General features: G+C 68.8%; 14 protein-coding genes and 1 pseudogene. 5 read left to right on the plus strand and 10 right to left on the minus strand.

The annotated features are described in order from the left end of the window. Positions 1-8: 8 nt before the first annotated feature. Together BM417_RS32615 and BM417_RS32620 are read right to left on the minus strand one after the other, a co-directional pair. Positions 9-1268 carry a sensor histidine kinase gene (locus BM417_RS32615; protein ID WP_093602494.1) on the minus strand — a complete coding sequence of 420 codons (1260 nt, stop codon included), beginning with the start codon at positions 1266-1268 and terminating at the stop codon, positions 9-11. After that, positions 1265-1966 (minus strand): response regulator transcription factor, encoded by a 702-nt coding sequence (locus tag BM417_RS32620; RefSeq protein WP_245822304.1) that lies wholly within the window; start codon positions 1964-1966, stop codon positions 1265-1267. Before BM417_RS32620 ends, BM417_RS32615 begins: the two co-directional genes overlap by 4 nt. 167 nt (positions 1967-2133) lie before the next feature. Here BM417_RS32620 and BM417_RS32625 point away from each other — a divergent pair, with 167 nt between their 5' ends. From BM417_RS32625 to BM417_RS32635, 3 genes are read left to right on the plus strand one after another with little or no spacing between them, the layout of a single operon-like run. Next, entirely contained in the window at positions 2134-3207 is a 1074-nt protein-coding gene (locus BM417_RS32625; RefSeq protein WP_093602498.1) for a LolA family protein, read from the plus strand. Next, positions 3204-4208, plus strand: coding sequence for an ABC transporter ATP-binding protein (locus tag BM417_RS32630; RefSeq protein ID WP_093602500.1), 1005 nt, complete (start codon positions 3204-3206; stop codon positions 4206-4208). The genes BM417_RS32625 and BM417_RS32630 overlap by 4 nt, the downstream gene beginning before the upstream one ends. Then, positions 4205-5008, plus strand: a complete 804-nt coding sequence (locus BM417_RS32635; RefSeq protein ID WP_093602502.1) for an ABC transporter permease — start codon at positions 4205-4207, stop codon at positions 5006-5008. Before BM417_RS32630 ends, BM417_RS32635 begins: the two co-directional genes overlap by 4 nt. 90 nt (positions 5009-5098) lie before the next feature. On the opposite strand, the pseudogene BM417_RS49400 reads toward BM417_RS32635, so the two are convergent. The 6 genes and pseudogenes from BM417_RS49400 to BM417_RS32660 form a co-directional block, all read right to left on the minus strand. Next, positions 5099-5449: pseudogene (locus BM417_RS49400) on the minus strand (HIT family protein); the annotation flags it as partial. Then, entirely contained in the window at positions 5446-5568 is a 123-nt protein-coding gene (locus BM417_RS50145; RefSeq protein ID WP_322789007.1) for an SDR family oxidoreductase, read from the minus strand. The gene BM417_RS50145 and the pseudogene BM417_RS49400, both read right to left, overlap by 4 nt. Then, on the minus strand, positions 5540-6160 hold the full coding sequence (locus BM417_RS32645; protein WP_322789005.1) for an SDR family NAD(P)-dependent oxidoreductase: 621 nt from the start codon (positions 6158-6160) through the stop codon (positions 5540-5542). Before BM417_RS32645 ends, BM417_RS50145 begins: the two co-directional genes overlap by 29 nt. A 51-nt stretch (positions 6161-6211) precedes the next feature. Continuing rightward, complete coding sequence (locus BM417_RS32650) at positions 6212-7162, minus strand: ABC transporter ATP-binding protein (RefSeq protein WP_093602504.1); 951 nt, start codon at positions 7160-7162, stop codon at positions 6212-6214. Beyond that, positions 7162-8820: an ABC transporter permease gene (locus BM417_RS32655; protein WP_093602506.1), complete on the minus strand. Its 1659-nt coding sequence runs from the start codon at positions 8818-8820 to the stop codon at positions 7162-7164. Before BM417_RS32655 ends, BM417_RS32650 begins: the two co-directional genes overlap by 1 nt. After that, entirely contained in the window at positions 8796-9794 is a 999-nt protein-coding gene (locus BM417_RS32660; protein ID WP_093602508.1) for a thiamine ABC transporter substrate-binding protein, read from the minus strand. Before BM417_RS32660 ends, BM417_RS32655 begins: the two co-directional genes overlap by 25 nt. Positions 9795-9932: 138 nt before the next feature. On the opposite strand from BM417_RS32660, the gene BM417_RS32665 reads away from it, so the two are divergent. Both BM417_RS32665 and BM417_RS32670 read left to right on the plus strand, forming a co-directional pair. Beyond that, positions 9933-10226 (plus strand): 4a-hydroxytetrahydrobiopterin dehydratase, encoded by a 294-nt coding sequence (locus BM417_RS32665; protein WP_093602787.1) that lies wholly within the window; start codon positions 9933-9935, stop codon positions 10224-10226. Between the two features lie 152 nt (positions 10227-10378). Then, on the plus strand, positions 10379-11269 hold the full coding sequence (locus BM417_RS32670) for a glycoside hydrolase family 88 protein (protein ID WP_177320714.1): 891 nt from the start codon (positions 10379-10381) through the stop codon (positions 11267-11269). Here the strand turns inward: BM417_RS32670 and BM417_RS32675 are convergent. Both BM417_RS32675 and BM417_RS48105 read right to left on the minus strand, forming a co-directional pair. After that, the gene (locus tag BM417_RS32675) at positions 11186-12400 is read right to left on the minus strand and encodes a mannosyltransferase (RefSeq protein ID WP_093602512.1); all 1215 of its coding nucleotides are present in this window, start codon (positions 12398-12400) and stop codon (positions 11186-11188) included. The genes BM417_RS32670 and BM417_RS32675 overlap by 84 nt on opposite strands. A 278-nt stretch (positions 12401-12678) precedes the next feature. After that, on the minus strand, positions 12679-12834 hold the full coding sequence (locus BM417_RS48105) for a DUF6131 family protein (RefSeq protein ID WP_089909616.1): 156 nt from the start codon (positions 12832-12834) through the stop codon (positions 12679-12681). Positions 12835-12894: the final 60 nt, after the last annotated feature.

The raw sequence follows: 12894 nt of genomic DNA on the forward strand, positions 1-12894 counted from the left end.
AGAGCTTGCTACCAGGACGGCCAGCGGATCTCCAAACGCGCACCACCGGCAGGTGACTCCGCGGCACGGACCGATCCGCCCCGCCGCCCGACGAGATGCGCCACCAGTGCGAGCCCGAGACCGAACCCGCCGGAGCGGCGCCCGCGGTCCTCCTCGACCCGGTAGAACCGGTCGAACACCTTCGTCCGGTGCTCGGCGGGAATCCCGTGCCCGTCGTCGTCCACGAGCAACCGCACGTCCCGCCCGACCGGCACCAGCGTCAGCGTGATCGTCGAGTACGCGTACCGGGCGGCGTTGCGCAGCAGGTTGTCCAGCACCAGCTCGACCTCGGACCGCGTGGCCGACACTAGGCACGCCGACGGCGGCGCGGTCAGCCGGACCAGCAGATCCGTGTCCAGCCGGGAGATCGCCGCCTCGGCCTCCAGCACGAGGTCCACCGCCTCGGCCCGCGCCGGCACCCCGGTGTCCGCCCGCGCCAGGATCAGCAGCGACTCGACCAGCGCACTGAGCCGGATCGACTCCTCGACCACCGACTCCAGCACCTCGATCGAGAAGTCCGGATCGGGATGCGCCACCGCGACCTCGGCCTGCGCCCGCACCGACGCCACCGGCGACCGCAGTTCGTGCGCCGCGTCCCCGGTGAACCGCCGCAACCGGTCCGACGCTTCGTCGCGCCGAGCCAGCAACGCGTTCAACGCCTCGGCCAGCGCCTGCAACTCGTCCCGTGCCAAAGGCACCGGCAGCCGTTCCCCGTGCGGCAACTCCGCCGCCGCGACCCGCATCCGTTCGACCGGCCGCAACGACGAGCGCACCGACAGCCAGGTCGCGATCCCCACCAGCCCGGCCACCAGCACCGCCGCGAACGCCAGCCAGCGCGTCCCCAGCGTGTTGGCCTTCCCGTAGCCGAGCAACGTGCTCGCGTAGACCTCCAGGCGAGGTGACCCGTCCTCCGAGAACACCACCTGTCCCCGGAACCTGAGCGCGGACTCGCCCTCCATCCGCAGCACGGGCTCGCCGGATCTCAGGGCCCGGATGTCCTGCGCCGTCAGCGGAAGCGGCGGCTGACCGTCCACCGGCGCCCCGGACACGTCCAGCACCCGCGGCGGCGACTTCTCCAGTTCCTGGTCCACCGCCGTGATCTGGATCAGCCCGATCAACGCCGGCGCCAGGCCGGTGAACGCCAGCAGGCACAGCAACGCCACCCCCGTGGCCACCACGGTGATGCGGAAGCGCAACGTGCGCCGCAACCACCAGCGGCGAGGGTTCACTTGTTCCCCAACGCGTTGTCCAGGTCCGGGGTCGACGCGATGTACCCGTGCCCGCGAATGGTCCGCACGACCTCGCCGGCCCCCACGGCGTCCAGCTTGCGCCGGAGGTACCCCACGTAGACCTCGACCGCGTTGCGGGTGGCGGCCTGCTCGTCTCCCCAGACGGTCCGCAACAGCTCGTCCTTGGTCACCACGGACCCCGCCCGCGACGCCAGCACGTCGAGCACCGCGTACTCGCGCGGCGACAGCGACACGTCCTGCCCGGCCCAGGTGACCTCGCGCAGCCCGCGGTCGATCACCAGGTGGCCCAGCGTGAGCCTCCGGCGAGCCCCGCCACCCCGTCGCAGCAACGCCCTGACCTGCGCGACCAGCACCACGAAGCTGAACGGCTTGACCAGGTACCCGTCGGCGCCGAGGTCCAGCCCGTCCGCCTGGTCGACCTCGCCGTCCTTCGCCGACACCATCAGCACGGGCGTCCGCACCCCGTCTGCCCGCATGCGCTGGAGGATCCGGTACCCGGACAGACCGGGCAGCATGATGTCGAGCAGCACCACGTCGAAGGCCCCGGTCAACGCCACCCGCAACGCCGTGGGCCCGTCGGAGGCCGTGACGACCTCCATGCCCTCCGCCGACAACCCGCGCTCCAACGCCCGGCGCACACCGACTTCGTCGTCCACGACCAGCACCCGAGGCTTCACGGGTCACAGCATGCCGCGCACGGCTCTCAGTCGCGCGGAAGATCTCAGCCGACTCTCAGAAAGCGTGCTGGAGCGAGCACAAAACCGCAGGTGGGAGTAGTCTCAGCACCATCTCAGGAACCCACCACCAAGCTGTGAGTACAAGCCCTTGGAGGAGGGGACCACTGATGAACAAGCGAAAGGTGACCCTGGCCGCTGCGGCGGCCGGAGTGATCACCGGAGCGACAGGCCTGAGCCTGCTCGCCATGCCGGCGGGTGCGGGCCAGCCGCCGTCCCTGCCGGACGTGTCCGCGGAGACGCTCGTCGAGCAGGTTCTGACGAGCAAGCCGAGTGCGTTCGGCGGAACCGTGGAGGTCGACAACAAGCTCGGTCTGCCGTCGATCGCGGAGATCCCGCAGCTCGCCGACGGCAAGCACAGCGCGCGGATCTGGACGGACGGCAACGGCAAGCTCCGGCTCGCCCTGCCGAACGGCCAGTCCGAGCAGACCATCGTCGACGACGGCACGACCACGTGGTCGTGGAACTCCGCGGACAACGAGGTCACCAAGTCCGAGCACAAGGCCGACGAGCCGAAGCCGGACACCGGGAAGGCCGAGACCATGGACCCGGCCACGGCGGCCAAGCAGGTCGTCGGGCTGACCAAGGAGTTCAGCGACATCAGCGTCGACGGCACAGCGCGAGTCGCGAACCGTGCCGCCTACGAGCTCGTGCTGACCCCCAAGGCCAGCGAGAAGACCCTGATCCGCGAGGTGCGGATCGCGGTCGACTCCGAGCTCAAGATGCCGCTGCGCGTCGCCGTTCTGACCAACGGCACGAGCGAGCCGGTCGGCCTGGTCGGCTTCAGCGAGATCAACGTCGGCCCGCAGGACTCGAAGCTGTTCGAGTTCACGCCGCCCGCCAACGCCAAGGTCACCACGCCGGAGGCCAAGGAGGAGAAGGGCCGCGACCGCATGCCCGAGATGGGCATCGAGCAGGCCCTGCAGGGCAAGGACCCGCAGATCTTCGGCACCGGCTGGGACACCGTCGTCGGCGCGAGGATTCCGGCGGAGGCCATGACCCAGGTGCCCGCCGAGGCGCAGGGCATGGTCGACCGGTTCACCAAGAAGGTGAGCGGTGCCTGGGGTAGCGGCAAGATCTTCAACACCAAGGTCGCCACGGTCCTGATCGCGGACGACGGCCGTGTTGTCGCGGGCGCCGTGCCCGAGCAGGTGCTGTTCGACACGATCGGACAGGTGAAGTGACCACCTCGACCAGCGCGCCGGTGACAGCGCCGTCGAAACACGCTGTCGCCGCGCGGACCAAGGGTCTGCGCAAGGAGTACGGGAGCACGGTCGCCGTGGACCGCGTCGACCTCGAGCTGCCGGAAGGTGCCGTGCTCGGCATGCTCGGGCCCAACGGGTCCGGCAAGACGACCACGATCCGGATGCTGCTCGGGTTGGTCCGCCCCACGCAGGGGGAGATCGAACTGCTCGGCCGACGTCTTCCCGACGGAGCCGAGCAGGTGCTGCCGCACGTCGGCGCGCTGGTCGAGGGTCCGGGGTTCCACCCGTTCCTGAGCGGACGGGAGAACCTCGTCAGGTGTGCCGCGTTCGAGCCTCTGCTGCCCAAGAAGCAGATCAAGCAGGCGGTCGAGGACGCGATCGAACGCGTCGGGCTCGCGCAGGCGGCCCACCGCAGGTACCGGGGGTACTCGCTCGGCATGAAGCAGCGTCTCGGCCTGGCCGCGGCGTTGCTCGTGCCGCGCAAGCTCGTCGTCCTCGACGAGCCGACCAACGGCCTCGACCCGGCCGGCACGCGGGAGATCCGCAAGATCATCGCGGACCTGCACGCGGCGGGCAGCACCGTCCTCGTCTCCAGCCACCTGCTGAGCGAGGTCGAGGCCACCTGCACGCACGTCGCCGTGCTGCACCGCGGAACCGTTGTGGCGCAAGGAGAGCTGACCGAACTGCTGCAGGCGGGCGGATCGGCGCTCCAGGTGATCACACCGGACGTCGAGAAGGCACTGAGCGCGTTGCGGCAGGCGAAGATCTCCGCCCGGCCGCTCGGTGACGGCCTGCGGGTCGAGCTCGCGGGGACGAGCGCGCCGCAGGTGATCGAGACGCTCGTGCACGGAGGCGCCCAGGTCTACGAGGCGACGCGCTGGAAGACCGGCCTGGAGGAGCTGTTCGCCCGGCTCACCGAGGCCGAGGAGGCCGAACGCGGAATGTCCGCTGTGGACACTCTGGACGGGGGACGGCGATGATCACGCGTCAGTTCGGTTCCGAGGTGCGCTGGATGCTGCGCAGGCCGCGGACCCTCATCGGGTTGTTCGGCCTGATCCTCGTGCCGATCATCATCAGCTTCGGCATCTGGACGGCCGGCGACGACGGTGGCGGCGGCCCTGGGCTCGCCGCGATCATCGAGGGCAACGGCATGGTCGTGCCGATCTTCACGTTGTTCCTGTCGCTCAACCTGTTGCTGCCGCTGGTGGCGTCGATCTGGGCGGCGGACGGCCTGGCGGGCGAGGCCCAGCACGGCACGTTGCGCGGCCTGCTGGTCGCGCCGGTGTCCCGCGTGCGGCTGCTGTTCGTGAAGCTGTTCGGCCTCACCGCGATGTCGTTGCTCGCCGTCACGCTGATGGCCGTCGTCGGCATCATCGCCGGCACCGCGTTCCTCGGTTCCGACGGCATGGCGACGCTGTCCGGCACCACTCTCTCGACCGGAGAGGGCCTGCTGCGCATCGGTTTGTTCATCCTGCTGGTGACGTTCCAGATGGTGTCGATCGGCGCTGTCGCCCTCGCCGTCTCGTCCGCCACCGAGCACCCGCTGGTGGTACAGGCGGCGACCATGGTGACGATCATCGTGTTCCAGGTGCTCGGCCAGTTCTCGTCACTGGACTGGCTGCACCCGTTCCTGATCACCACCGGTTTCCCCGGACTGATCGACGTGATGCGCGACCCGATCCCGTTGGGGCAGATCGGCGACAGCACGTTGCTCGCCGGCTGCTACCTGCTGATCGGCACGGGGCTGGCGGCGATCCGCCTGGTCACGAAGGACAGCTAGCAGCTTGTCCGCATAAGGCCGGCGTTGCTCGCCGGTGGCGAATCCCGGTAGCGGCTTCGACCCGTAGAGGTCGTCGCCGTGGTACCGCGGGATGACGTGGACGTGGAAGTGCCACGCGTCCTGGCCACCGGCGGGCTCGTTGTGCTGACGGGTGGAGATCCCCTCACAGCCGTACGCCTCCCGCATGGCGACGGCGATCTCACGAACGACGTCGTGCACGGCGTGGCCGTACTCGGCGGGCAGGTCGTAGATGTTCTCGTGGTGCTCGTTGGGGATCACGATGACGTGACCGCGGTTGTTCGCCCACCACCCGGACGCGACGAACGCGGTCGCCAGCTCGGTGCGCAGCACCACGTCGCTCTGGCTGTCGATCTCGGTCTCCCCGCCGGCGAGCAGGAAGCAGAACGGGCACTCGTACCCGTCCGGCGCGTGGCTGATCATCGCCGGAACCCGCCCTCGCTGTTGATCACCTGTCCGGTGATCCACGCGGCGTCGTCGGTGCACAGCCAGGAGATCAGCCGGGCGGCGTCGTCAGGCCGGCCCCAGCGCTTCGCCGGCATCCTCGTTCACGAAGTCGATCAGCTCCGGACCGGCCCAGCCGGTGTCGGTCGGGCCGGGGTTCACCACGTTGACCGTGATGCCCCGGTCCGCCAGCTCGTGCGACAACGTGGCGACGATCGCGACCAGGGCACCCTTCGACGCCGCATAGGCCACCTCACCGGGCATCGGGCCGAGGTTCTGCCCGGACGTCAGGAACACGATCCGTCCACCATCAGTCCTGCTCCACTGGCGGGCAAACGCTTGCGCCAACAGGATCGACGACCGCGTGTTCACGGCGTAGTGCTCGTCCAGCATCGTGGCGTCCAGCGAACCCAACGGCCCGTCGCCGCCGGACCGCGCGTGGTTGCACACCAGCACGTCGACGCGTCCGCAAGCCTCGACAGCCGCGGCCATCAGCTCATCAGGCGCGTCCGGCCGGGCAAGATCCACGCCCAGCCCTTGAGCGCCGAGGTCCGCCATCACTTCGTCCACGGAGTCAGCTCCCCACGGCTGTGAAGCGTCGTGCGCGACGTGGTGCTGCACGAACAGATCGAAACCCAGCCCGCGAAGCCGCGATGCGATCGCGTAGCCGATTCCCTGCCGTCTGCTCACGCCCGTGACGAGCGCGACGCGTCCCCCATGAAGTCCCATAGGGCTCCATGACTACCCGACGCGCGCAACGCCGTCCAAGTCAATTGCTAGCCGCACGCGGTCCCCGACGGACACCGGCCCCACGGCCTCGTACTCCTCGCCGCCGATCTCCACGAGCAGCCGCACGTGATCGCGCCGGTGCACCCGTTCCAGCACGGTGCCCTCCAGCAGGCCGTCGGAGTCGACCCGGAGCGCTGTGGCCCGCAGCCCGACCCGTTCCACGTCCAGCCCGACGAACGATCCGGGCACGAACTTGTTGCAGCCCAGGAACTTCGCGGTCTCCACGTCCACCGGCGACGACCACACCTCGGCCGGCGGGCCGACCTGGACGATCCGGCCGCGCGACATGATCGCCACGCGATCGGCCAGCGTGAACGCCTCGTCGTGGTCGTGCGTCACCACGAGCGCCGTCGTCGCGGCCTCCCGCAGCAACCGCGCCAGGTCGACCGCGAGCTGTTCGCGCAACGCCCGGTCCAGTGCCGACAACGGTTCGTCCAGCAGCAACAACCGCGGTGACGGCGCCAAGGCCCGCGCCAGCGCCACCCGCTGCTGTTCGCCGCCGGACAGCTGCGTCACCCGGCGATCGGCATAGCCTTCGAGCCCGACGAGTTCCAGCAGCGACAGCACGCGCTTGTCCCGCGTCTCGCGCTCGACCTTCTTCATCCGCAGGCCGAAGGCCACGTTCCCGGCGACCGTCCGGTGCGGGAACAGCTGCCCGTCCTGGAAGACCAGCCCGAACTCACGCCGGTGCACCGGAACGCCGGCCAGGTCGGCGCGGTCCCAGCGAACCGCGCCGGAGGAAGGCTTCTCCAGCCCCGCCACGGTGCGCAGCAACGTCGACTTCCCGCACCCGGACGGCCCGAGCAACGCCACGACCTCGCCGTCCGACACCGACAGCGACACGTCCGACACCGCGGCCGTCTGTCCATAACGGACGGTGATCGAGTCCAGTTCCAGCGCCATCAGAACTCCCCGCTGCTCGGCACGCGCAACCGTTCGATCAGCAGCACGCACCCGACCGTCACGACCATCAGCAGCGCGCACGCCGCGTAGGCCATCTGGCTGTTCAACTCCCCCGGCCGCGACATCAGCCGCGCGATCACCACCGGCAGCGTCGGCGCGTCCGGGCGGGCCAGGAAGCTCGTCGCCCCGAACTCCCCCAGCGCCACCACGTACCCGAACCCTGCCGCCGCCACCAACGACCGCCCGGCCAGCGGCAGATCCACCTCGCGCCACACCCGCAACGGTGAGGCGCCCAGCGTCGCGGCCGCCTGCCGCAGCCGTTCGTCGACCGCCCTCAGCACCGGCAGCACCATCCGCACGATCAACGGCGTGACCACCAGCGCCTGCGCCAGCGGCACCAGCATCGGCGAAGTGCGGAAGTCGCCCGGCAACGCGTCCATCGTGATCAGGTAGCCGAAGCCGACCGTCACCGCGGACACCCCGAGCGGCAGCATCAGCGCGGTGTCGAGCACCTCGGAGACGCGGCTCCCCGACCGCCGCAACCCGACCAGCACCACCGCCGAGAACACCCCGACCACCAACGCCACGAGAGTCGCGTCGAAGGCCGTCCGCAGCGAGTTCACCGCGGCGTCGATCCCGGTCACCGCCAACGTGCCGCGGTCACCACGGGTGTTCAGCGCCACATACCCGGCGAGGCTCCAGCCGTCCCGAGTGGACAGTGAACGCGTCACCAATCCGACCACGGGCGTCAGCAACGCCGCCACCACGGCAAAGGCGGCGAAGACCACGTACCACTCGCCACCGGACGGCCGCCGCGCCAGCTCTTCCCTGTCGCGCAACGCCAGCGCGGTCTCCCGCCGGCGCCGCGCCAACGCACCCAGCACCAGCACCGCGAGCACGGCGAGGAACTGCAACAAAGACAGAGCCGCCGCGCCGGACAGGTCGAACAGCTCGACCGTCCGCAGGTAGATCTCGGTCTCCAGCGTCCGGTACCGCGAGCCGCCCAGCACCAGCACCACGCCGAAACTCGTGGCACAGAAGAGGAACACGACCGCCGCGGCCGACCCGATCGCCGGCGCCAACGCCGGCAACACCACCGACAAGAAGGCACGCGGACGCGAAGCACCCAGGGCCCGGGCCGCGTCCTCAGCTCGCCGATCCGTGTGCGCCCACAGCCCGCCCACGGTCCGCGCGACCACGGCCACGTTGAAGAACGCGTTCGCCAGCACGATCGGCAACACCCCGCCGTCCGGCCAGAACGTCCGGAAGGCCAGGCCCACCACCACGGTCGGCAGCACGAACGGCACCATCACCGCGGCCCGGATCACGCCGAGCCCGCGGATCCGGCACCGCGCCAGCACGAACGCCAGCGGCATCCCGGCGACGACCGCCACGACCGTCGACGCCAAGGCCTGTCCCAGCGTGAACCCGACGAGTTCCCAGGTGTCTCCGTCGACGAGCACGGAGGCCACGCCACCTTCGCGCAGCCCGAGCGACACGATCGCCAGCACGGGCCACGCGAAGAACAGTCCCAGGAAGGCCAGCGGCAGCAAGGCCGCCGCCGACCAGCCCCAACGCGCCGGGATCAGGCCACTGACAGCACGCGCCGCCGGCCGGTCACCATCGCGACCACTCAGCCCTGCACGAGCTTGCGCCACTGCTCGACCCACGCTTCGCGGTTGTCCTTCACCTTGTCCGCGGGCAGGGTCTGCGGGTTCGGCGGCAACGGCGCGTCCTTGGCCCACGACTCGGGCAGCGCGACACCCTCACGCGACGGGTAGACGTACATCTGCTCGGCCACCTGGGCCTGGAACTTCTCGCCCAGCAGGAAGTCGAGGACCTTCTTCGCGTCCTCGGAGTTCTTGGCCCCGGACAGCACACCCGCGTACTCGACCTGGCGGTAGCAGGTGTCCAGCACGGCCTTGGTCTTGCCGCCCTCTGCCGACGGCGACGACGCGTAGGACACGACGATCGGCCGGTCGCCCTTGGTGGCGGAGAACTCCTGGTTGTAGGCCTCTTCCCAGCCGCTCACGACCTTGACGCCGTTGGCCTTGAGCTTGGTCCAGTACTCCTGCCAGCCGTTCTCGCCGTACTTGGCGATCGTGCCGAGCAGGAACGCGAGACCGGGCGAGGACGTGGCCGGGTTCTCCACGACCAGCTTGTCCTTGAACTTCGGGTCGGCCAGGTCGTCGTACGACTTGGGCTCGACGCCGCCGAGCTTGGCCGGGTCGATGTTCAGGCACACGTCACCGACGTCGACGGCCTGCAGGCGGTTCGTGTCGTCGGCCTTGTACCGCGCGGCCCCCTTCGAGGCTTCCGGCGAGGCGTACTCGGCGAACACGCCCTCCGACAGCGCCCGCGAGGCGAACGTCGAGTCGACGCCGAACGCGACGTCGCCGATCGGGTTCGCCTTCGTGAGCACCAGCTTGTTCGTCAGCTCGCCCGCGTCACCGCTGGCGATCTGCTTCACGGTGATTCCCGAGGACTTCTGGAACTCCTCCAGAACCTCCGGCTTCACGACGAACGAGTCGTGCGTCACCAATGTGACCTCGTGCGTCTGCGGCGCGGTCGAAGTACCGGCCGAACAACCGGTCAACGCCAGAGCAGCGACAACAGCGAAAATCCTTCTCACGTCAAACCTCTCCCTACGCCGGTATGACCCGGATCAGGTGGACGGTCGAGGGCTTGCGAGCCCTCCTCTCAGCCCGGCGCTTCACCGGACTCCCGTGGCAAACGCGCAGCTTACGTGACGTGGTGGGACGATCAGGACATGGCCGAGCTGTTGAGCGACGATCAGTTGAACGACGTGCTGCCCAAGCTGCCCGACTGGAGTGCCCAGGACGCGGCGCTGGTCCGGACCGTGGAGCTGGCGAGCTTCTCCCACGCGATCATGGTCGTGAACCGGATCGCGGAGATCGCCGAGAACGACAACCACCACCCGGACATCGACATCCGCTACAAGACGCTGACATTTCGCCTGAGCACCCATTACAAGGGAGGAATCACCGCGCTCGACGTGTCCCTCGCCGAGGAGATCGACGGAGTCCTGGACGCGATGAGCTGATTCGGTCAAGATGTGCGCTGCCGCCGCCCGCGGAAATGAGAGGGAACACCCTCATGCGGTTGCGTACACCTATTTTCACCGTGGCGCTGGCTGGCAGTCTTTTGATCGTCCCCGCGGCCGCTCAGGCCGTACCTTGTGCCGTAACGGACACGATGATCAAGGCCAGCGCGACGTGGGTCACCAAGGGCACCGACCTCGCGGCGAACAACTGGTCCAACGCGAGCTTCCACGTCGGCAACCTCGCCCAGGTGCGGACCACCGGGATCAGCAACCACAAGACGTGGCCGTGGGTGCAGGCGAACAAGTACCTGCTGCCGCTCGACCCGGCGAATCCCTACGCCCCGGACGCCCAGTCGACCGGTGAGCCGTACCTCGACGTGGCCTACTTCCACCCGGAGCCCGAGGTGCTGCAGCCGTTGCGCGACACCCTGCGCGCCCAGGTGAAGGACGGCAGGACGGACTACTGGAAGTCGCCGGACGCGCTGAACATGGCGCTGCCGTCGTTCACCCGCGTCGCCGTGGCCGACCAGGACCAGGCCATGCTCGACTACTCGTTCAAGTCGTACCGCAGCCTCAAGGCACGGACGTTCAACGAGTTCACGGGCCTGTGGAGCCTGAACGCGCAGACCACCGGCTGGGCCGTGCAGGGCCTGGCCAAGGCGATGCTCGCGCTGCCGGCCGACCACCCCTACCGCGCCGAGTACGCCAAGACGCTGCGTAAGAGCGTGCAGACGCTCAAGTTCCTGCAGCGCCACGACGGCTTCTGGGGCAGCACCGGCAAGGACTCCGCGGCCACCGCGATGATCACCTACGCGATCGCCGCCGGCATCAACGCGGGCGTGCTCGACCGGGAGACCTACCTTCCGCACGTCCAGAAGGGCTGGCAAGCCCTCCTGACCGCGCTGGACGCCGACGGAACGCTGGGCTGGGTCGCGGCCCGCAACTCGTGGAAACCGGCCTCAGCCGGTGACACCGGTGGGTTCGCTGTGGGCAGCTTCCTCATCGCCGGGCAGCAGCTCGTCCCTCTCACGCCGGGTTGCTAGACCGATCGCGACGAGCGTGAGCAGGCCCGCGGCCGGATAGCCCCAGCCGAGCGCCACGAAGACCCAGGGCCGCGGGAAGTCCCAGATGTTCGGCTGGGCGAGCAGCAGGAACGAGATCAGGTAGCCGCCGGTCAGCAGCACCCACAAGCCGGCAGTGATCTTGCACAGGAGGTGTCCGCCCTCGTAGATCAGCCACAGCAGGGCGGGCACCATCCACACCCAGTGGTGGCTCCACGAGATCGGCGAGACCAGCAGGCCGAGCATCTGGACGCTGACGATCAACGCCAGCACGTCCTTCGTCCTGCTGACCGCGAACCACGTGAGCGCGGCCGCGACGAGCACGGCGACGATGTAGATCGGCCCGGTCTTCACGTCGTAACCGACAGTGCGACTCAGGGCACCGCGCAGCGACTGGTTGATCGCGCTGCCGACCGGCCCGACGCGACTCGCGTCACCGAGCAGCTGGAACCAGAACTTGTCCGACTGGGACGGTGAGATGGCCCAGCCGATGCCGTACACCACGACAAAAGCGACGAACGACCACACAGCGGCCATCCACCGGCGCTGAATGAGGAAGTACAGCCCGGAGATCGCGGGCGTGAGCTTGATGCCCGCGGCGAACCCGACACCGGCGCCGCCGACCCAGTTGCGCGCGCTGGCGAGCGTGCCGATCAGGATCGCGACCAGCACCAGGTTGATCTGGCCGTAGTTGAGCGTGGTGCGGACCGGCTCGATCCACAGCGTCAGCGCGGTCCACATCATGGCGCGACGCGGGTCCTGCAGCTTCAGCAGTTTCAGGGCCGTGCGCACGATGTAGTAGAGGCAGCCCAGGCAGATCAGCTGCCAGATCCAGCGCGAGGCCTCCCACGGCACCCAGCTCATCGGCGTGAAGATCGCGGCCGCGAACGGCGGGTAGGTGAACGGCAGCGGGAACACGTCCGCGTACTGGTCGAGCCGCCACTCGTAGAGGTCGCCGGAGAACAGGTGCGGCGACCCGTTGCGGTACACCAACAGGTCGATCATGGTCATCTTCGCCTGGAACGCGACCATGAACAGGTGCCCGGCGACCGACAACGCGAGCAGCCACGGTGCTACGGAGAGCACACGCGCTTCCACAGCACGGAGTTTCACCCCGAAAACGTTACCCGAGGCAACGAAACGGGGTACCCCGGCGTCATTAGGACTGGGAGAGATCGCAAGAGGGAGTTTTCTGATCATGTCTGTTGATCTTGTAGTTGCCGCTGTCGCCGCTCTGGCCATGCTGGGGGTCGCGTTCGGAGTGTTCGCCGCTGCCGCACGCGCTAAGAACAACGTGTAAAAAGCTTGTGAGACAAGCAGAAGGGGGAGCCTCCACAAGGGAGGCTCCCCCTTCACCGTTTCCGGGGAGGAACGGTGAGCAGTGCGCGTGTTTAGAAGTAGTGCGCCCGTCCGCCGATCGGCTTGCCGACCGCGCCCAACACGGCGAGGATCGCGCCGATCACCAGGAGTACCACTCCCAGGGTCGTCAGAATGCTGATACCCATCAGCCACCCGACGACGAGCAGAATGAGACCGAGGACGATCATGACACCTCCAGGTGGGGAATCCTTTTCTGGATTACCCCACGGGGGTCGGTACAAACCTCG

The sequence above is a fragment of the Lentzea waywayandensis genome (genome assembly GCF_900115955.1).
Classification (GTDB): Bacteria; Actinomycetota; Actinomycetes; order Mycobacteriales; family Pseudonocardiaceae; genus Lentzea; species Lentzea waywayandensis.